20 protein-coding genes and 1 pseudogene are annotated in these 17,092 nt (G+C 72.2%); 7 read left to right on the forward strand and 14 right to left on the reverse strand.

The genetic code is table 11. The annotated features are described in order from the left end of the window. The first annotated feature begins 1 nt into the window (after position 1). Positions 2 to 1,054: a serine/threonine protein kinase gene (locus ACKI2N_RS04170; protein WP_420996001.1), complete on the forward strand. Its 1,053-nt coding sequence runs from the start codon at positions 2 to 4 to the stop codon at positions 1,052 to 1,054. 52 nt (positions 1,055 to 1,106) lie between these two features. Here the strand turns inward: ACKI2N_RS04170 and ACKI2N_RS04175 are convergent, their stop codons facing one another. Continuing rightward, positions 1,107 to 1,544: a universal stress protein gene (locus ACKI2N_RS04175; protein WP_420996002.1), complete on the reverse strand. Its 438-nt coding sequence runs from the start codon at positions 1,542 to 1,544 to the stop codon at positions 1,107 to 1,109. Positions 1,545 to 1,879: 335 nt separating this feature from the next. Between ACKI2N_RS04175 and ACKI2N_RS04180 the strand changes: the two genes are divergently transcribed. Both ACKI2N_RS04180 and ACKI2N_RS04185 read left to right on the forward strand, forming a co-directional pair. Next, a complete protein-coding gene (locus tag ACKI2N_RS04180; protein WP_420996003.1) occupies positions 1,880 to 2,029 on the forward strand; it encodes a hypothetical protein in 150 nt (49 codons plus the stop codon). A 105-nt stretch (positions 2,030 to 2,134) separates the two neighbouring features. Further along, a pseudogene (locus ACKI2N_RS04185) lies at positions 2,135 to 2,558 on the forward strand (carboxymuconolactone decarboxylase family protein). A 169-nt stretch (positions 2,559 to 2,727) separates the two neighbouring features. Here ACKI2N_RS04185 and ACKI2N_RS04190 read toward each other — a convergent pair. The 3 genes from ACKI2N_RS04190 to ACKI2N_RS04200 form a co-directional block, all read right to left on the reverse strand. Next, entirely contained in the window at positions 2,728 to 2,958 is a 231-nt protein-coding gene (locus ACKI2N_RS04190) for a hypothetical protein (protein ID WP_420996004.1), read from the reverse strand. Between the two features lie 208 nt (positions 2,959 to 3,166). Continuing rightward, the gene (locus tag ACKI2N_RS04195; protein WP_420996005.1) at positions 3,167 to 3,535 is read right to left on the reverse strand and encodes a hypothetical protein; all 369 of its coding nucleotides are present in this window, start codon (positions 3,533 to 3,535) and stop codon (positions 3,167 to 3,169) included. Positions 3,536 to 3,666: 131 nt separating this feature from the next. Further along, positions 3,667 to 4,578 (reverse strand): DMT family transporter, encoded by a 912-nt coding sequence (locus ACKI2N_RS04200; RefSeq protein WP_420996006.1) that lies wholly within the window; start codon positions 4,576 to 4,578, stop codon positions 3,667 to 3,669. A 182-nt stretch (positions 4,579 to 4,760) separates the two neighbouring features. Between ACKI2N_RS04200 and ACKI2N_RS04205 the strand changes: the two genes are divergently transcribed. Then, positions 4,761 to 5,231 (forward strand): Lrp/AsnC family transcriptional regulator, encoded by a 471-nt coding sequence (locus tag ACKI2N_RS04205; RefSeq protein WP_029044072.1) that lies wholly within the window; start codon positions 4,761 to 4,763, stop codon positions 5,229 to 5,231. A gap of 123 nt (positions 5,232 to 5,354) precedes the next feature. On the opposite strand, the gene mdcH is transcribed toward ACKI2N_RS04205, so the two are convergent. From mdcH to mdcA, 7 genes are read right to left on the reverse strand one after another with little or no spacing between them, the layout of a single operon-like run. Beyond that, entirely contained in the window at positions 5,355 to 6,299 is a 945-nt protein-coding gene (mdcH, locus tag ACKI2N_RS04210; protein ID WP_420996007.1) for a malonate decarboxylase subunit epsilon, read from the reverse strand. Beyond that, positions 6,296 to 6,988 (reverse strand): malonate decarboxylase holo-ACP synthase, encoded by a 693-nt coding sequence (locus ACKI2N_RS04215; protein WP_426990460.1) that lies wholly within the window; start codon positions 6,986 to 6,988, stop codon positions 6,296 to 6,298. The genes mdcH and ACKI2N_RS04215 overlap by 4 nt, the downstream gene beginning before the upstream one ends. Beyond that, positions 6,981 to 7,832 (reverse strand): biotin-independent malonate decarboxylase subunit gamma, encoded by an 852-nt coding sequence (mdcE, locus tag ACKI2N_RS04220; RefSeq protein ID WP_420998506.1) that lies wholly within the window; start codon positions 7,830 to 7,832, stop codon positions 6,981 to 6,983. The genes ACKI2N_RS04215 and mdcE overlap by 8 nt, the downstream gene beginning before the upstream one ends. Continuing rightward, the gene (locus ACKI2N_RS04225; protein WP_420998507.1) at positions 7,829 to 8,680 is read right to left on the reverse strand and encodes a biotin-independent malonate decarboxylase subunit beta; all 852 of its coding nucleotides are present in this window, start codon (positions 8,678 to 8,680) and stop codon (positions 7,829 to 7,831) included. The genes mdcE and ACKI2N_RS04225 overlap by 4 nt, the downstream gene beginning before the upstream one ends. Next, entirely contained in the window at positions 8,677 to 9,015 is a 339-nt protein-coding gene (locus tag ACKI2N_RS04230) for a malonate decarboxylase subunit delta (protein WP_426990462.1), read from the reverse strand. The genes ACKI2N_RS04225 and ACKI2N_RS04230 overlap by 4 nt, the downstream gene beginning before the upstream one ends. Then, a complete protein-coding gene (locus ACKI2N_RS04235) occupies positions 9,016 to 9,963 on the reverse strand; it encodes a triphosphoribosyl-dephospho-CoA synthase (RefSeq protein WP_420998509.1) in 948 nt (315 codons plus the stop codon). Continuing rightward, a complete protein-coding gene (mdcA, locus tag ACKI2N_RS04240; protein ID WP_420998511.1) occupies positions 9,963 to 11,621 on the reverse strand; it encodes a malonate decarboxylase subunit alpha in 1,659 nt (552 codons plus the stop codon). The genes ACKI2N_RS04235 and mdcA overlap by 1 nt, the downstream gene beginning before the upstream one ends. Positions 11,622 to 12,010: 389 nt before the next feature. Between mdcA and madL the strand changes: the two genes are divergently transcribed. Beyond that, positions 12,011 to 12,415, forward strand: coding sequence for a malonate transporter subunit MadL (gene madL / locus ACKI2N_RS04245; protein WP_420998512.1), 405 nt, complete (start codon positions 12,011 to 12,013; stop codon positions 12,413 to 12,415). Positions 12,416 to 12,425: 10 nt separating this feature from the next. After that, entirely contained in the window at positions 12,426 to 13,202 is a 777-nt protein-coding gene (madM, locus tag ACKI2N_RS04250) for a malonate transporter subunit MadM (protein ID WP_420998513.1), read from the forward strand. A 10-nt stretch (positions 13,203 to 13,212) separates the two neighbouring features. On the opposite strand, the gene ACKI2N_RS04255 is transcribed toward madM, so the two are convergent. The 3 genes from ACKI2N_RS04255 to ACKI2N_RS04265 form a co-directional block, all read right to left on the reverse strand. Next, the gene (locus ACKI2N_RS04255) at positions 13,213 to 13,686 is read right to left on the reverse strand and encodes a DUF302 domain-containing protein (protein ID WP_420998514.1); all 474 of its coding nucleotides are present in this window, start codon (positions 13,684 to 13,686) and stop codon (positions 13,213 to 13,215) included. Positions 13,687 to 13,689: 3 nt separating this feature from the next. Next, positions 13,690 to 14,610, reverse strand: coding sequence for a LysR family transcriptional regulator (locus ACKI2N_RS04260; protein ID WP_420998516.1), 921 nt, complete (start codon positions 14,608 to 14,610; stop codon positions 13,690 to 13,692). A 110-nt stretch (positions 14,611 to 14,720) separates the two neighbouring features. Further along, the gene (locus tag ACKI2N_RS04265) at positions 14,721 to 15,899 is read right to left on the reverse strand and encodes a thiolase family protein (protein WP_420998517.1); all 1,179 of its coding nucleotides are present in this window, start codon (positions 15,897 to 15,899) and stop codon (positions 14,721 to 14,723) included. Between the two features lie 187 nt (positions 15,900 to 16,086). Between ACKI2N_RS04265 and ACKI2N_RS04270 the strand changes: the two genes are divergently transcribed. Continuing rightward, positions 16,087 to 16,884 (forward strand): IclR family transcriptional regulator, encoded by a 798-nt coding sequence (locus ACKI2N_RS04270; RefSeq protein WP_420998519.1) that lies wholly within the window; start codon positions 16,087 to 16,089, stop codon positions 16,882 to 16,884. Positions 16,885 to 17,092: the final 208 nt, after the last annotated feature.

The following is a 17,092-nucleotide window of genomic DNA, read 5'->3' on the forward strand; positions in this document are numbered from 1 at the left end:
CATGTCCAGCTCAGGCTTCGATCTTCCGGCGACGGGCCACGGCGTCGATGACGGCGGCGTGCCCTATGCCGGCCTGACGCCGGACCTGCTGCTCGATGCGCTGGAAGCCGCCGGCTTCCAGCCGGACGGCCGCCTGCTGGCGCTCAACAGCTACGAGAACCGGGTCTGGCAGGTCGGCATCGAAGACAGCGCGCCGGTGGTGGCCAAGTTCTACCGGCCGGGCCGCTGGAGCGACGCCGCCATCCTGGAAGAACACGCCTTCGTGCAGCAGCTGGCCGATGCCGAGATCCCGGCGGTGCCGGCCATCGCGCGCGACGGCCATACGCTGCTGGCGCACGCGGGTTTCCGCTTCGCGGTGTTCCCGCGCTGCGGCGGGCGCGAGCCCGAGCTCGACCGCGCCGACACGCTGACCTGGCTCGGCCGTTTCATCGGCCGCATCCACGCGGTCGGCGCCACCCGGCCCTACGCCGCGCGCCCGGCCATCGACGTGGACACCTTCGGCGTGGCCCCGCGCGACTGGCTGCTGGCGCAGGACTGCATTCCGCACGACCTGCGCCCGGCCTGGGAGGCCGTGGCGGCGCTGGCCATCGACGGCGCGCGCCGCTGCTACGAGCGCGCCGGCGAACTGCCGCTGCTGCGCCTGCATGGCGACTGCCATCGCGGCAACGTGCTGTGGATAGAAGAATCGCAGGCCGGCGTCCGTCCGCCCGGCCCGCACTTCGTCGACTTCGACGACAGCCGCATGGGCCCGGCGGTGCAGGACCTGTGGATGCTGCTCGAAGGCGACCGCGCCGCGATGCAGGGCCAGATGGCCGACATCCTGGCCGGCTACGAAGACTTCGCGGAATTCCATCCGCGCCAGCTCCACCTGATCGAGGCGCTGCGCACGCTGCGCCTGCTGCACTACAGCGCCTGGCTGGCCAGCCGCTGGCGCGACCCCGCCTTCCCCGCGGCCTTCCCGTGGTTCGGCACGGCGCGCTACTGGCAGGACCGCATCCTCGAGCTGCGCGAGCAGGTCGCGCTGATGGACGAGCCGCCGCTGTGGCCGGTCTGATCCGGCCGGCCTGAGCCGCTCGCCGGCAGCGCCGGCTCCCTGATGTCTTGCCTTACTTCTTGCCCGGCGCCTTGACCAGCACCACCGGGCACGGCGCATTCGCCAGCACCCGCCCCGCCACCGAACCGATCACCGCGTCGAAGAACGAGCCGCGCCCGTGCGTGCCCATGACGATGCCGTGCGCGTCCACGCCGGCGGCATAGGCGACGATGCGCTCCGGCGCGAAGCCGTGCAGCGCGTGGCGCTCGAAGGCGATGCCGCCCGCGGCGAGAATGTCCGACACCGACTTCATGGCCTTGTCGCTTTCCTCCTGGTGCCAGGCGTCGATGGTCTCCTTGTTGACGAAGGCGCGCACCTGTCCGGTGACTTCCGGGGTCACGTGCACCACGTGCACGGTAAAGCCGCCCTGCAGCAAACGGCCCTCGACGATGAAGCGGGCGGCGGCATCCGCAAAGGGCGAGCCATCGGTGGCAAGCACGATATTGGTCATGGCGGCGATCTCCTGGTTGGGCAACGATTGTCCTGGCGTGGCTGCGCCCGGCGCGGGTCCCGGCATGAAAGGCATGGACTGTCGGGGGCGGCCATTGCGGGCATCATGGCACCGATGGGAAGTGCCCGCCAGGATCCAGATCAAATTAGGTCGATTCTTATTCCTCTGGTTCGCCGCCTCTCGCCTCTCGCCCTCGTTGCTGCCGTCCCGCCACGCCCGGCACCGCTTTTTTAGGCTTTCTTTGCGCCCGGCCCCCCGCATCGATGCGCCGTTTTGACGCCGCGGCCCCTACGCTGCAGGCAGGAACACTCCGCCGGGCTCCCCGGCCTGCCGTCATGTCGATCTGGATCTTTTACCGCCTGGCGATCGGCGCCCTGGCCATGCTGGCGCTGGTGCTGCTGTTCGCCGTGGAATACGGGCTCGCGAACGCCATCGCGCGCAGCGAACATGGCTTCGCGCAGGGGCCGGACGAACAGGGGCCATAGCCGGCGCGGCCGCCGCGTGGACAAGCTGCCCGCCGCGGTTCAGACTGCCGGTTCCCGCCGCCGGCCCCGCCGCCGGCGCGGCAACCGGAAAAGGAGAAGCGAGCGATGACGCAAGACACAAGCGATGACGTGCCGCCGCCGGCCTACGCGCGCACGCCGGCCTTCGAGGCGGGGCGCCAGGTCCGCGCGGAAGTCATGGGAGCCGAGTACGTGGAGCGCGCCTTCGACGCGGCGCGGCGGCAAGGCGATACCGGCCTGCAGCAACTGGTCACGGAATACGCCTGGGGCACGGTGTGGACGCGCGAAGGGCTGGACCGCAAGCAGCGCAGCCACGGTGTCGATGCTGATCGCGCTGAACCGCCCGCATGAATTGAGCGGGCATCTGCGTGGCGCGCTCGCCAACGGCGTGACGCCGCGGGAGTTGCGCGAGCTGGTGGTGCACAGTTCGGTGTATTGTGGCTTTCCGGCGGCGCTCGACGCGGGCCGCAAGCTGGCGGAAGTGCTGGAGGCGGCCGGGGTCCAAGACTGACCGGCGCCGGCGGCAGGCGGGCAACGGAGCGTCGCGTGCGCGGCCGCTCAGCGCTGCAGCACCTGCGCCGCGAAGCCGGCCAGATAACCGCTGCCGATGCAGGCGGCCAGCCAGCCGGCCAGGATGAGGGCGCTTTCCTTGATCGTCATGGCATGCTCCGCGCGGTGGCTCAGACGGCGAAGCCGAACGGATATTCGTTCACCACGGTGCGGGCGCCATCGCTGAAGGCGCTGGTGTTGCGCGCGCCGTCGGCATAGGTGTCCGTGCCGCGGTGCACGTAGCCGTAGTCGTCGCCGGCATGGGTGCCGCGCGCGTCGGCGGCAAAGGCGGAATTCAGCGAAAGCAGGGCGGCGCCGGCGAGGGCGGCGGCAAGCAGCAGGCGGGCGGTGGTGATGGTCATGGCGGATCGCTCTTTGTTGAAATTGGCAGAAGCGTTTGCGCTTCCATGTGACAAAGAATAGATCCGGGAAGCCGTCCCGATGCGGTGCTGGCTCGTATTCGATGTTCAGGAAATTTGAATGTCCATCCGGACGGTGGAGCCATGCCTGCAGGCCATGTGCCGGCGATGGCCGCCGGCCCGGCGGTCAGCGCCCCCGCGCCGGCGGGCTTCAGCGGTGCCAGTCGCGCCCGTGCCCGTGCCCGTGCTCGTGCCGCTCATGGCCGCGGTTGTCGTGGTGGTCGCGCCAGCGCTGCTCGCGCCATTCGCGCTCCCGCCAGGCCCGTTCGCGCCAGCCCGGGCCATAGTAGCCGGGGCCCACCACCACGGGACGCGGCGCGACGTACACGGGCGCCGGCGCATAGACCGGCGCGGGCTGGTAGACGGGGGCCGGCTGGTACACCGGCGCCGGCGCGACGTACACCGGCGCGGGCACGCCGATGCCGATGTCCACGTTCACGTGCGCGCTGGCCGCGCCCGAGGCCAGCGCGGTGACAACCGCGGCGGCGGCAAAAGTGAAAAGGGTGGCGATGTTTCGCACGAGGCGGCTCCGGTTGGCAAGTGGCTGCACTTTAACCGGCCATGCCGCCGCCAGGTATTAGCGGCCCAATACAACTGTGTCGGGGTGTAACGTCCACGCCGCGTTCACGGCCGCGCCGCGCGCCGCAGGCGCTACGCGCTGCGCCACGGCATGCGCCGGCCCAGCCACGGCGCCAGCGCGGTGGTGGCCACGCCCAGCGCGATCAGCGCCAGCCCGGCCGACAGGTCCGCCGAGATGCGCTCGTGGAAGGCAGCGGCGGAGACGACCAGGCCGATCACCGGCACGCACAGCATGGCCACCGAGGTGGCCGCCGGCGGCAGCGCCTGCGTCATGTTCAGCACCACGATGAAGGTCAGCGCGGTGGCCAGCGGGCCGGTGTAGAACAGCAGCGGCCAGATCTCCGGGATGGACAGGAAGTGCGGCGCGCCGTCGCGCAGCAGCGCCAGCAACACCAGCGGCACCGAGGCCACGGCGGTCTCCCAGGGAATCATGTCCGCGCCCAGGCGCACCGCGCGGTTGGCGCGCAGCTGGATGATGCTGAGCGACCACGCCAGCGAGGCGCCGAGCAGCATCACCAGCCCCACCACCGTATGCAGTTGCCAGCCGCCCAGCGCCGGCGCCACCATCAGCGCGATGCCGGCGTAGCTCAGCCCGGTGGCGATCCATTGCGGGCGCGACAGCCGCTCCTTGAGCACCAGCGACGACAGCGGGATCACCCACACCGAGGTGGCATAGGCGATCACCGAGGCGCGCCCCGGCGGCACGTACTGCAGCGCCCACAGCGCCAGCGCGGTGAAGGCCGCCATCTGCAGCAGGCCCACGCCGATCACCAGCGGCCATTCCCGCCGGCCCGGCAGCCGCAGCCGGCGCAGCAGGCCCAGCACCAGGAAGCTGATCGCCGCGGCCGAGACGAAGCGCGCGGCGGCGAACCACAGCGGGCTGACGTGTGCCAGGCCCAGTTTCATCACCGGCCAGTTGCCGCCCCAGATCGCCACGGCGCAGGCCAGCGGGACAAACCGGCGCCATCCTTGTTGTGCTTGCATGCTTCGACTCGTATTGCTGTGCTGCCAGTCCGGAAAAGTCCTTTTCGCCCCGCGCGCGAACGCGCCGCGGCGACCTGGAAAGTCTACGTTCTGGTGCGCCGCAGCAAAAGCCGAACTTCGCTGCATGCGCCGGGCATGGCGGCATAGAATGCTGTCATTCGACAAAACCGGAGCGCAACGTGCTGGAAGACCTTGAGCTGGACGCCACCGACATCCGCATCCTCAACGAGCTGCAGCGCGACGCCAGCCTGACCAACGTGGAACTGGCCAGCCGCGTGAGCCTGTCGCCGTCGCCGTGCCTGGCGCGCGTCAAGCAACTGGAAAAGCGCGGCGTGATCTCGCGCCGGGTGACGCTGCTCGACGCGCGCCGCCTCGGGCTGAAGGTGGTGGTGTTCATCCAGGTCTCGCTGGACAAGCAGCGCCGCGAAAGCCTGGACGTGTTCGAGCGGCGCATCGCGGCGCTGCCGCAGGTGATGGAGTGCTACCTGATGTCGGGCGACGCCGACTACCTGCTGCGCGTGATCGTGCCGGACGTGGAAGCGCTGGAGCGCCTGATCATCGACCAGATCACCCGCATCCCCGGCGTGTCGAACATCCGCTCGAGCTTCGCGCTCAAGCAGGTGCTGTACAGCACCGCGCTGCCGCTGGCTTAGACGTCGCGTCAAAAAGACCCTGGCGCCGTTGCGGGGCGAGGCAAGTACTACGCAAGTACTACTTGCGCCGTCTGCGGCCGCGCGCCTGGCCAGGACCGCTGCGCTTCATCTTGACGCAGCTTCTTAGTCCCGCCCCGGCTGCCGGGCGGCTTCCCGCGCGCTGAGCGCCACCACGCTGTCGAGGCGCGTGTCGGCGCAGGCCACGGCGATGCCGTCGCCCGGCAGCAGCGCGGCCAGCCGCGTGAGCACGTTGCCGGGCGGCATTTCCACCGCCAGCCGCACGCCGCATTCGCGCGCCAGCAGCATGGTCTCGTGCCAGCGCACCGGCACCGCGAGGTTGCGCGCCAGGTCCGTTGCGATGCGCGCCGGGTCGCGCAGCTCGCGCGCCGCGCTGGCGCTGAAATATCGCAGGCGCGGCCGCGCCACGGCCACGCCGGCGAAGGCGCGCTCCAGCCCGGCGGCCTGCGCATCGAGCAGCGCGCAGTGCGAGGGCACGCTGATGGCCACCGGCTTGGCCGCGTGCGCGCCGGCGGCCAGCGCCAGCGCCGCCACGCGCGCCATGGCCGCCTCGGCGCCGGCGATCACGATCTGCATCGGCGCGTTGAAGTTGGCCAGGTAGACCGGCGAGGCCGGCGCGCACACCTGCGCCACGATGCGTTCGAGCGGGCCGCGCTCCAGCCCGAGGATGGCCGTCATGCCGTAGCCGCGCGGATAGGCCTGTTCCATCAGCCGCGCGCGCAGCGCCACCAGCCGGACGGCGTCGGCATGGTCCAGCACGCCCGCGCACACCGCCGCCGCGTACGCGCCGATGGACAGGCCCGCCACCGCATCGGGCCGCGCGCCTTCGGCCAGCAGGCAGCGCGCCATCGCCACGCCGGCGGTCAGCAGGCAGAGCTGCACGGCCACGGTGGAGGCCAGCGCCGCCGCGCTGTCCAGCGCCAGCACGTCCTCGCCGAGCGCCGCGCTGGTCTCGGCCACGGTGGCGCGCGCGGCCGGGTGGTCCGGCAGCGCGTGCAGCATGCCGGGCCGCTGCGCGCCCTGGCCGGGGAAGGTGAACAGCGTGCTCATGGTGCCCGTGGGCGCGCCGCCGGCGCCAGCCACGGGTCGTCGCACATGACGGGGCCGTCGGCCGTCTTGAGCAGCACGCGCCCGCCGGTGCGCGCGCGCTCGCGCAGCGCGAACGCCCCGCGCGGGGTGCCGACCTGGATGTCGAGGCGCGGGTCGCCGAGCAAGGCCGCCAGCATGCGCTCGGCATGCGGCGCGAGCGGCGCGGCGGCGGTGACCAGCAGGTCGAGATCGCTGCCTTCGTGCAGCAGGTCGAGGCCCGACGCCAGGCTGAAGCCCACGCTGCCGGTCACGCCCCAGTCCACCTGCATGGCGTCCAGCACCGGCGCGGCGCGCGCGAGCGCCGCCAGCGCGGGCAGCGCCGCGCGGCGGGGATGATCGTGCCAGCGCGCCTGCCGCGCGATCATGCGCGGCGTGACGGCGCGCGCCACCTGCGCGGCGGGCAGCCACGCGGCATGGCGCTGCGCGCGCGTGGCGCCGCGCAGGCCCACCGGGATGCGGCCGTCCGCGCCGGCGCGGGCGCGCCGCACCACCAGCGGCGCCTGCGCCAGCCATGCGGCGCTCGCCCACGCGGGCAGCGCGCCGGCCGCGTGGCCGGCGACGAAGGCGGCGGGGTCGGCGAGCCACAGCAGGTCGTGCGGCAGCGGCGCGGGTCCGTCCATGGCGTGCGCGTGCGCGGGGCCGTCAGTCATCCCATTGCCGCGCCAGCACTTCGCGCACGCGGCTCGAGGCCTGCCGGTTGGGCCCGCCCAGGCGGCTGCGCAGGTCGCGCTGCGGATCGGCCAGGATGTCGGCGAGCGCGGCCCGCAGCGCGCCCCGCACGGTGTCGAGGTCGGCCGCGTCGGGCTGCGCCGCGCGGTGCACGCGGATGCGCCGCCACAGCAGGCCGAGCGTGGCGTAGCTGCCGATGTCGTAGGCCATCGGCGGCACGCTGGCGGCAAAGGCTTCCAGCTCTTCCACGCTGCGCATGGTGATGCGCGCGGCGGCCTGCTTGCCCATGGCGTGGACTTCCACGCCGGCGTCGTCGAGCGCGAGCAGGCGGTTGGCCTGGTAGCCGTGCGCGAGGAACGCGCCCGACATGGCATGCCCGACCAGCAGCGCGATGACCGGGTGGCCCTGCAGCCGCGCGGCGGCATAGGCGTCGGCGGCGCCGGCCAGCGACTGGTGGATGCCGAACGCTTCCTCGCGCCGGCCATAGGCCTGGCTCGGCGTGTCGACCACGGCGACGATGGGCCGCTTGGCGGCGGCGTCGCGGTCGGCCTGCACCGCCTCGTGCACGGCGCGCGCCAGCGACCAGCCTTCGATCACGCCGGCCTCGCCGTGGCGCGCGCGCGGCCAGGCGCTGGCGGGATCGGGCACCAGCGCGATGAAGCGCGCCGCGTGGCCGTCGAGCGTGGCGTCGGCCACCTGCACGCTGGCCGGATAGCCGTCCACGCGCGCGGCGTTGCCGCTGAGCGCCGCCAGCCAGGTGGCGCCGCGGCTGACGGGCGGGTTTGCGGTCAGGGTTGCGGTCGGGGTTGCGGTTGCGATAGTCATGACGCGGCTCCGTCGGCATAGATGGCGCGCACGGTCTGCGGCTGCGGCTGATGCGCCGGATCGTACGACCGCAGCCGCTCCAGGTAATGCGCGTAGCGCTCGCTGCGGTGCGTGGCCGGCGGCCCCGCCTCCAGCAGCGCGCGCACGGTGGCGCGGATCGCCGCGCTGTCGTCTTCCACGTAGCGGTCCGCCAGCCCGGTGGCGATGCGCTGCTCGCCGCCGGTGAAGCTCCAGATGAACGGGCGGTCGCGCGAATCGTATTCGGCCACGCCGGCTTCCTGCTCGATCACGGCCGGGCCGTTGAGGCCCAGCCGCGCCTCGCGCGTGACCACCAGATAGCTGCACAGCCCGGCGGCGATCGACATGCCGCCGAAGCAGCCCACCTGCCCGGCGATCACGCCCACCACCGCCTGGTAGCGGCGCAGGTCGGCGATGCCGGCGTGGATCTCGGCGATGGCGGCGAGCCCGAGGTTGGCTTCCTGCAGGCGCACGCCGCCGGTCTCGAACAGGATCACCGCGCGCGTGGGCACGCCGCGGCGGTTGTCCTGCGCGGCCAGCTCCAGCGCGCCGGCGATCTTGGCGCCGCCGACCTCGCCCAGGCTGCCGCCCTGGAACGCGCCCTCGATGGCCAGCACCACGGCAGGCTGGCCGCCGATGCGGCCCTTGGCCACCACCACGCCGTCGTCGGCCTGCGGCACCACGCCCTGGCGCTCCAGCCACGGCGACACCAGCTGGTCGAACGGGCCGGCCAGTTCGCGCACGGCGCCGGCATCGAGCAGCGCATGGGCGCGCGCGCGCGCGCCCAGCTCGACGAAGCTCTCGCGGTTGAGCAGCGACGGATGGTTCATGGCTGCTCCTTGCTGCTGTTGCTGTCGTCGCCGCGCGAGGAGGCATCCAGCGCTTCGAACGCCTCGGCCAGGCGCATGCCCACCACGCCCGGCGTGGCGCCGAAGTCATGGATGCGGATGCGCATGGCCGCGCGCTGCTCGGCGCCGAACACGCGCGCGAGCTGGGCGTCCCACACCTTGCCGTAGCCGTCCACCGAGGTGGTGACGTCGATCACGGTGGTGCCGGCGCTGCCGGGCTCGACCATGACCTCGAGGTCGCCGGAGCCGACCACGCCGACCAGCACGCGCCGGCCGGCCGGCGCACCGGCGGGGTATTCGAACTGAAGCTGTTCCATTTACTTGTCTCCTTGCAGGCTGGCGGGGGCGCCATCGAGGGATGCCATCGCCAGCGGCAGGCGGTCGAGAAAAAAGGTGGCGGCGAGCAGGTCGGCGGCGCCGCCGGGCGAGGCGTTGCAGGCCAGCATGCCGGCCTCCAGCGCGCGCAGCAGGCGGCGCCCGGCCAGCGTGGCGATGCCGCCGGCGCGCAGCACCTGCGCCGCGCCGGACTGCATCAGCGCCAGCCCTTCGCGCCCGGCGCGGGCCAGCACGCAGGTGTCGTCGAGCCGGCTCATGATCGCCAGCAGCGCGTTGACGCGCGCGCTCGGCTCGGCGTCGCCGCGCGCGCGGCTGCGCCGCAGCTCGGGCAGGCCCGCGCGCAGCACGTGCGGAAAGCCGGCCTGCGCCTGGCCGCGCGCGCCGCGCACGCCGTAGTCGAGGCAGGCGCGCTCGCCCTTGTGGCCGGTGCGCGCGGGACCGTGGCGGTCGGGCAGGCGCGCCACCGCGCCGGCGGTGCGCGCCACGGCATGGGCGGGGAAAGCGGGGAAAGCGGGGTGGGCGGCGCGCGGCGCGTCCGCCCGCCGGTGCCAGCCGGCCGCGCCCACCAGCAGGCCCAGGCTCCAGATGGCGCCGCGGTGCGTGTTGACGCCGCCGGTGGCGCGCATCATCGCGGCCTCGGCCTCGCGGCCCAGCGCGCCGAGCGTCTCGCGCAGCGCCACGCCGGGCCGCGCGGCCTGCAGGCCGGCGCCGGCCATCGCCGCGAAGGCGGGATGCAGCGCGCGCGCCGAGCGGCGCATCAGGTCCAGGTCGAGGTCGGCATGGGCGCCGCTGCCGCGGCCGTCCACCAGGCCGGGCTTGGGCGATAGCGCGGCCTCGTCGAGCAGCGCGGCCACGGCGAGGTCGGCCAGCGCCACGGCGGCGGGAGCGTAGCCGGCGCCGCGCGGCGGGAGCAGGGCGGGGCTTGCCATCACCAGCTCCTGAAGCGTGCCGGCGGCTGGTACAGCCCGCCCGACCAGTCGACCAGGTCGGCCATGCTGCGGGCCGCCAGCAGCGAGCGCGTGGCCTGGCTGCGCTGCACGCCGAGGTCCTCGGGCAGCGCGATCAGGCCGTCGCTGCGCATGCGGCGCGTGGTGCCGGTGTCGTGGCGCAGGCCGATCGGCGTGACGCCGGCCACCGCCGCCAGCATGGCGCGGCGCTCTTCGAGCGAGCGCGCCTTGTACAGGTAGGCGATGCCTTCCTCGGTCAGCACGTGGGTGACGTCGTCGCCGTAGATCATCACCGGCGCCAGCGGCATGCCGCTGTCCCTGGCCACCTGCACCGCGTCGAGCGATTCGACGAAGGTCGGCTTGCCGCCGGCCTGGAAGGTCTCCACCATCTGCACCACCAGCTTGCGCCCGCGCGCGAGCGGGTCTTCGGTTTCGATCAGGTCCAGCCACGCGGGCGTGGCATGGCGCCGGCCGCCCGGGTTGTGGCCCATGTTGGGCGCGCCGCCGAAGCCGGACAGGCGCCCGCGCGTGACCGTGGAGGAATGGCCGTCGCCGTCGATCTGCAGCGTCGAGCCGATGAACAGGTCCACCGCGTACTGGCCGGCGAGCTGGCAGAACGCGCGGTTGGAGCGCAGCGAGCCGTCGGCACCGGTGAAGAAGATGTCCGGGCGCGCGGCCACGTAGTCCTCCATGCCGAGCTCGCTGCCGAAGCTGTGCACGCTCTCGACCCAGCCGGACTCGATGGCGGGGATCAGCGTGGGATGCGGGTTGAGCGTCCAGTACTTGCAGATCTTGCCCTTGAGGCCGAGCGACTCGCCGTAGGTGGGCAGGATCAGCTCGATGGCCGCCGTGTTGAAGCCGATGCCGTGGTTGAGCGACTGCACCTTGTGGCGCTCGTAGATGCCGCGGATCGCCATCATCGCCATCAGCACGTGCACCGGCTTGATCAGGCGCGGGTCGCGCGTAAACAGCGGCTCGCAGAAGAAGGGCCGGTCGGCCTGCACCACGTAGTCGATCCACGAGCCGGGGATGTCCACGCGCGGCAGGCCGGCGGGGTCGTCCACGATCTCGTTGACCTGCGCCACCACGATGCCGTCGCGGAAGGCGGCGGCTTCCACCAGCGCGGGCGTGTCCTCGGTGCTGGGGCCGGTGTAGAGGTTGCCGTCGCGGTCGGCCTTGTAGCCGGCGATCAGCACGATGTCCGGCGTGAGGTCGACGTAGAGCCGCGCGTACAGCTCGATATAGGTATGGATGGCGCCGATCTCGAGCTGCCCGTCTTCGAGGAACTGCGAGATGCGCAGGCTCTGCGCGCCGGCGTAGGCGAAGTCCAGCTTGCGCGCGATGCCGCGCTCGAACAGGTCCAGGTGCTCGACCCGGCTCACGCTGGGGATGATCATGTGCAGGCCGTGCACCTTGGCCGGGTCCACCGCGGCCAGCGAGCGCGAGAGGAAATCGGCCTGCTTCTGGTTGTTGCCTTCGAGCACCACGCGGTCGCCCGGCGCGGTGATGGCTTCGAGGAACGGGATGATGTCGGCGGCGGGGACCACGCGGCCGCTGGCGAAGGCCGCGCCGCGCGCCTGGCGCTGGCGCTTGCCGGCGCGGCGGGTGTCCCATTGTCGGTCGGTCACTGGATTCGGCATCGCGTCTGCCCTGTGTGGTGGCTGGGGATGTCACAACCATAGGGGACCGGCGCGGCGCAAGCAATGACGCCCGGCGCGCCATCGTTACTCCCCGGGTAAGTGTGGCCGGCTGCCTGCGCGCGCTGTGCGGGTGCGGGGGACGCGGGCGGGCGCCGGCCGCGCGGCGCGGCATGCCGGAGGGGCGTCACTTCCGGCCGCGGCGGCGCCGCGCGCCGTTAATGCCAGGCTAACGATTCGCGCGCGGGGTTGATTGATGGGAGCCGGCGGCCGGCCTAAGGTAGACCGTGACGGAAGCCCGCACGGCGCGGCGCGTTCCGGACACCCCCTGACGGACACCCCTAAAACAGCCTGCGCGCAAGCACGCCGGCAGGCCATCTGGAGACAGCACCATGATCATCTACGGAACCGCCTTGCTGGCGGTCTGCCATCTTGTCGGCCTGTTCCTCGGCGAACTGCTCGGCGTGGCCATCGGCGTCAAGGCCAATGTGGGCGGCGTGGGCATCGCCATGCTGCTGCTCATCACCATCCGGCTGTGGCTGCACGGGCGCGGCCTGCTGCCCCGGGAGACCGAGGCCGGCGTGGGTTTCTGGGGCGCGATGTATATCCCCGTGGTGGTGGCGATGGCGGCGCAGCAGAATGTGGTCGCCGCGCTGCGCGGCGGGCCGGTGGCGCTGATCGCCGCGTTCGGCGCGGTGCTGGTGTCGGCCTGCTGCATCGCCGTGCTGAGCCGCACCGGCGATCACGCGCCGCTGCCGCCGATCGATGCCGACGGCGCCGCCGTCTCCACGCACTGAGGGGCCGGCCATGACGCATTCCATCCCGCACATGTTCCAGGCCGTGCTGCTGCAGAACGGCCTGGTCACGGCTTTCGCCGCGGTCGGCATCATCATGTGGCTGTCGTCGCGGCTGTCGCGCTGGCTGACCTTCGGCCGCGTGCACGGCTCGGCCATCGCCATCGTCATCGGCCTGCTGCTGGCCTACTACGGCGGCATCGTCACCGGCAAGGAAAAGGGCCTGGCCGACATCTCGCTGTTCTCCGGCATCGGCCTGATGGGCGGCGCCATGCTGCGCGACTTCGCCATCGTCGCCACCGCGTTCGAGGTGCAGGTCACGGAAGCGCGCAAGGCCGGGCTGGTGGGCGCCGTCTCGCTGCTGCTCGGCACCGTGCTGCCGTTCATCGTGGGCGCGGCGGTGGCGCGCGCGTTCGGCTACAGCGACGCGGTCAGCATGACCACCATCGGCGCCGGCGCGGTGACCTACATCGTGGGGCCGGTCACCGGCGCGGCGCTCGGCGCCAGCTCCGACGTGATCGCGCTGAGCATCGCCACCGGCCTCATCAAGGCCATCATCGTGATGGTGGGCACGCCGATGGCGGCGGGCTTCCTCGGCCTGAACAACCCGCGCGCGGCGATGGTGTTCGGCGGGCTGGCGGGCACGGTCAGCGGCGTCTCGGCCGGGCTGGCCGCCACCGACCGCCGGCTGGTGCCCTACGGCGCGCTGGTGGCCACCTTCCACACCGGGCTGGGCTGCCTGCTCGGGCCGTCGCTGCTGTTCCTCGCCACCAAGGCGGTGGTGGGCTAGCGCTTTCTTGTCACGGCGCCTGCCCGGCGACGGCGCGCAGCAGCGCGGGCGTCGCCGCGAGCGGCGCGAGCAGGGCCGCATCGACGCCGTACCGGGGCCCGATGGTCGCGCTCACGTCCTCGTAGTCGATGTGCGTGGCGTGCTGCGCATCCTCCCAGATCACCGCGCGCAGCGGCAGCGCCAGCGCCGCGTGCGGATTCGCTGCCATGACCGGCGTGCCGGCCCCGGGATTGCCGAACAGCAGCAGCCGGGTGGGCCGCAGCGCCATGCCGGCGCCGGCCGCGGCCGCGCTCTGGTCGATGTCGGCGAACAGCGTCACGCCGCGCGCGGCCAGCGCGTCCTTGAAGCGCGCCACGGTGGTCTGGAAATCGTATCGGCTTTGCAGGGTGAGCACCTCGGCCGGACGGGCGGCGGGCGGTTCGGCGTGGACGGTCATGGCGGAAGTCATCCAGAAAGCGGTCAGGAGGGTGGCGCGCAGCATCATGGCTCAGTTGTCTTCGCGCCCGCGCATGGCCAGCCGGCACACCGCGGCCAGCGCCAGCAGGTTGGGGTCGCGCTCGCGCCGGCGCAGGAAGCTCAGGCCGATGCGCTGGCGCAGCCGGTATTGCGGCGACAGCGGGATCAGCGCCACCTTGTGCGGCAGCATGTCGCGCACGCGCCCCGGCAGCAGCGCGTAGCCGACGCCGCCGCTGACCAGGTTCATGAGCGAGAAGATGTCGCCCACCTTCATCACCACGTTGGGCGTGAAGTCGGCGATGCGGAAGGCGTCCACGAAACCCTGGAAGGTGATGAAGCCTTCGCTGAGCGAGACGAAGGACTCGTCGCGGCACGCGCGCAGGTCCACCGACGCCTGCCGCGCGTAGTCCGAATCGGCCGGCGCGGCGAAATAGATCTCGTCCTCGAACAGCGGGATCGACTCCACTTCCGGATCGGGCTCGGGCACGGCCATCAGCGCGGCGTCGATGCCGCCCTGCTTGAGCTTGAACAGCAGGTCGGCGTTGGAGCCCAGCACCAGTTCGGCCTGCAGCGCAGGGCGCCGCACCTTGATGCCGATCACCACCTCCGGCACGGTGCGGATGGTCAGCGAATAGAGCGAGCCGATCTTGAGGTGATCGGCGGAATACCCGGCGGCCTCGCGCGTGGCGCGGATGCCGTCGGACATGGCCTTGATCACTTCGGCGGCCACTTCGGCCAGCACGTGCGCGGCCTCGGTGGGCAGCAGGTTGCGGCCTTCGTGGCGGAACAGCGCGCAGCGCATGCCTTCCTCGAGCGAATGCAGCGCGCGGTGCACGCTGACGGTGCTCACGTCGAGCGCCTCCGCCGCCTTGGCGAGGCTGCCCGTCTCCATGTAGGCGAGCAGCACTTCGAGCTTGCGGAAGGTGATTTCTTCGTTGATGCGGTTGCGCATGGGGAGGCGGCCATGCCGCGTGCGGTGGCGACGCGGACCATGATAACCAGATTCGCCGCGGCCCGGCGTGGCGCACTCGGGCGCGTGTGGGGTGGGGCGGCGGCGCGGTCTCAGAGCCGCTCGATGATGGTGGCGTTGGCCATGCCGCCGGCCTCGCACATCGACTGCAGGCCGTAGCGGCCGCCGCTGTCTTCCAGCGCATGCAGCATGGTGGTCATCAGGCGCGCGCCCGAGGCGCCGAGCGGATGGCCCAGCGCGATCGCGCCGCCGCGCGGGTTCAGCCGCGCGGGATCGGCGCCGAGCGCGCGCTGCCAGGCCAGCGGCACGCAGGCGAAGGCTTCGTTGATCTCGTAGTGGTCGATCGCGTCGAGCCGCAGGCCGGCCTTGTCCAGCGCGCGGCGGCTCGACGGGATGGGCGCGCTCAGCATGGTGAGCGGGCTGTCGCCGCAGGCGTCGAAGGCGACGAAGCGCGCGCGCGGCTTCAGCCCCAGCCGCGTGGCGGCGCGCTCGCTCATCAGCAGGATGGCGGCGGCGCCGTCGCTGATCTGCGAGGCATTGCCGGCGGTCACGTGCCAGCCGATCTGCGGGAAGCGCCGGCCCAGCGCGGCATCGTGGAACGACGGCGCCAGCGCGCCCAGGCGCTCCACCGAGGTGCCGGGGCGGATGGTCTCGTCCTGCCCGACCAGCCCGGCCGGCGTGCGGATCGGCAGGATCTCGCGGCGGAAGGCGCCGCTCTCGCGCGCCTGGTGCGCGCGCTCGTGCGACTGCGCCGCGTAGCTGTCGAGGTCATGGCGCGACAGCTCCCACTGCGCCGCCACCAGCTCCGCCGCCACCCCCTGCGACACCAGCCCCGGCGCGTAGCGCGCCTCGAACGACGGGCCGTAGGGATTCTGGCCGATGCGCCCGGAGCCCATCGGCACGCGGCTCATCGATTCGATGCCGCAGGCGATCACGATGTCGTAGGCGCCCGCCATGATGCCCTGCGCGGCAAAATGCACGGCCTGCTGGCTGGAGCCGCACTTGCGGTCGATGGTGGTGGACGGCACGTGCTCGGGAAAGCCGGCCGCCAGCCACGCCACCCGGCCCGGCGTGGCGGATTGCTCGCCTACCTGGCTCACGCAGCCGGTGATGACGTCTTCCACCAGCCCGGGGTCGAGCCGGTTGCGCTCCACCAGGCCGCGCAGCACCTGCGCCAGCAATTCGGTGGGATGCAGTTCGGTGAAGGCCGAGCCGGGCTTGGAGCGGCCGAGCGGGGAACGGATGGCGTCGACGATGACGGCTTGCTGCATGAGATGTCTCCGAATATGTTGGAATGAGACGCCCGGCTCGAAAAAACATGGCGGGCGGCGCGCACTGCGTGCGTCGTATGCCAAAAAATTCTACAACGAAATCAAAAAAATGATTGACGGTATTTTTATATGAGACAGAAAATATGAAAATCGAGACAACGGTGCCGAAAAAACAAAGATGCCTGCCATGAGTGATCTGTCCCCCGGGCTGGCCGAGCAGGACGGCGAAGCGCGCCTGGTGAGCGCGCTGGCGCGCGGCGTGGGCATCCTGGGCTGCTTCTCGCCCACCTTGCAGGAACTGAGCGGCAAGGAACTGATGGAGGCCACCGGCCTGCCCAAGCCCACGCTGTTCCGCCTGCTCGACACGCTGTGCGAGCTGGGCCTGCTGCGCTATTCCGAGCGCCTGTCCAAGTACGTGCCGGGCGCGGGCCTGCTCAACCTGGCCGCGCCGGCGCTGGCGCGCATGACCGTGCGCCAGCTCGCGCGCCCGCTGATGCAGGAGCTGGCCGACCATATCTGCGGCCAGGTCGAGCTCACGCTCGGCCTTGGCCACGGCCTGACCTACGTGGAGATCGCGCAGGGCGCGGGCAGCAAGGTGTTCCGTCCCGAGGTGGGCATGCGCGTGTCGCTGTCGCGCACGGCGTCCGGGCGGGCCTATCTGTGCTCGATGCCGGCCGCCGAGCGCGATGCCTATCTGGCCCAGGTCCTGGCGCAGGACCCCGCGCGCCACGACTGGCTGCGGGAGCGCCTGGACGATGCCGGGCGCGACCTCGACGAGCACGGCTTCTGCCGCGGCCACCGCGACCTGCACCGCGAGATCGAGGCCATCGCCGTGCCGATGCGCGCGCGGCGCGACGGCGAGGCATGGATCTTTGCCGCCTCGGTGCCGGTGTTCAGCCAGCAGAGCAAGCAGCTCGCGGAAGACCTGGGGCCGCGGCTGGTGACCCTGGTGCGCAGCGTGGAGGCGTCGCTCGGCACCACATAGGGCAGTGCCACGGGTTTCACAGAAGACACGCGGTCGTGGCGAACCATGCACGCATGGGCTGAACGATATCCTCAAGCTGCGGCGTGGGCGGGGCATGGATGGATGCGCGCGTGGGCAAGATCTTCGGCGGCAGCAACGAGATCGTGCGGGAGATCATCGCGCGGACGCTGCAGCGGCTGGCCGGGGAGGGGACTTTCCTGTCCTCTCT

Source organism: Cupriavidus sp. 30B13, assembly GCF_049059565.2.
Taxonomy (GTDB): Bacteria; Pseudomonadota; Gammaproteobacteria; order Burkholderiales; family Burkholderiaceae; genus Cupriavidus.

Bases quoted from the DNA above. Each gene is read 5' to 3' on its own strand.
- ACKI2N_RS04170 (WP_420996001.1), top strand. From the start codon at position 2: ATGTCCAGCTCAGGCTTCGATCTTCCGGCGACGGGCCACGGCGTCGAT.
- ACKI2N_RS04175 (WP_420996002.1), bottom strand. From the start codon at position 1,544: ATGACCAATATCGTGCTTGCCACCGATGGCTCGCCCTTTGCGGATGCC.
- ACKI2N_RS04180 (WP_420996003.1), top strand. From the start codon at position 1,880: ATGTCGATCTGGATCTTTTACCGCCTGGCGATCGGCGCCCTGGCCATG.
- ACKI2N_RS04190 (WP_420996004.1), bottom strand. From the start codon at position 2,958: ATGACCATCACCACCGCCCGCCTGCTGCTTGCCGCCGCCCTCGCCGGC.
- ACKI2N_RS04200 (WP_420996006.1), bottom strand. From the start codon at position 4,578: ATGCAAGCACAACAAGGATGGCGCCGGTTTGTCCCGCTGGCCTGCGCC.
- mdcH (WP_420996007.1), bottom strand. From the start codon at position 6,299: ATGAGCACGCTGTTCACCTTCCCCGGCCAGGGCGCGCAGCGGCCCGGC.
- ACKI2N_RS04215 (WP_426990460.1), bottom strand. From the start codon at position 6,988: ATGACTGACGGCCCCGCGCACGCGCACGCCATGGACGGACCCGCGCCG.
- mdcE (WP_420998506.1), bottom strand. From the start codon at position 7,832: ATGACTATCGCAACCGCAACCCCGACCGCAACCCTGACCGCAAACCCG.
- ACKI2N_RS04225 (WP_420998507.1), bottom strand. From the start codon at position 8,680: ATGAACCATCCGTCGCTGCTCAACCGCGAGAGCTTCGTCGAGCTGGGC.
- ACKI2N_RS04230 (WP_426990462.1), bottom strand. From the start codon at position 9,015: ATGGAACAGCTTCAGTTCGAATACCCCGCCGGTGCGCCGGCCGGCCGG.
- ACKI2N_RS04235 (WP_420998509.1), bottom strand. From the start codon at position 9,963: ATGGCAAGCCCCGCCCTGCTCCCGCCGCGCGGCGCCGGCTACGCTCCC.
- mdcA (WP_420998511.1), bottom strand. From the start codon at position 11,621: ATGCCGAATCCAGTGACCGACCGACAATGGGACACCCGCCGCGCCGGC.
- madL (WP_420998512.1), top strand. From the start codon at position 12,011: ATGATCATCTACGGAACCGCCTTGCTGGCGGTCTGCCATCTTGTCGGC.
- madM (WP_420998513.1), top strand. From the start codon at position 12,426: ATGACGCATTCCATCCCGCACATGTTCCAGGCCGTGCTGCTGCAGAAC.
- ACKI2N_RS04255 (WP_420998514.1), bottom strand. From the start codon at position 13,686: ATGATGCTGCGCGCCACCCTCCTGACCGCTTTCTGGATGACTTCCGCC.
- ACKI2N_RS04260 (WP_420998516.1), bottom strand. From the start codon at position 14,610: ATGCGCAACCGCATCAACGAAGAAATCACCTTCCGCAAGCTCGAAGTG.
- ACKI2N_RS04265 (WP_420998517.1), bottom strand. From the start codon at position 15,899: ATGCAGCAAGCCGTCATCGTCGACGCCATCCGTTCCCCGCTCGGCCGC.
- ACKI2N_RS04270 (WP_420998519.1), top strand. From the start codon at position 16,087: ATGAGTGATCTGTCCCCCGGGCTGGCCGAGCAGGACGGCGAAGCGCGC.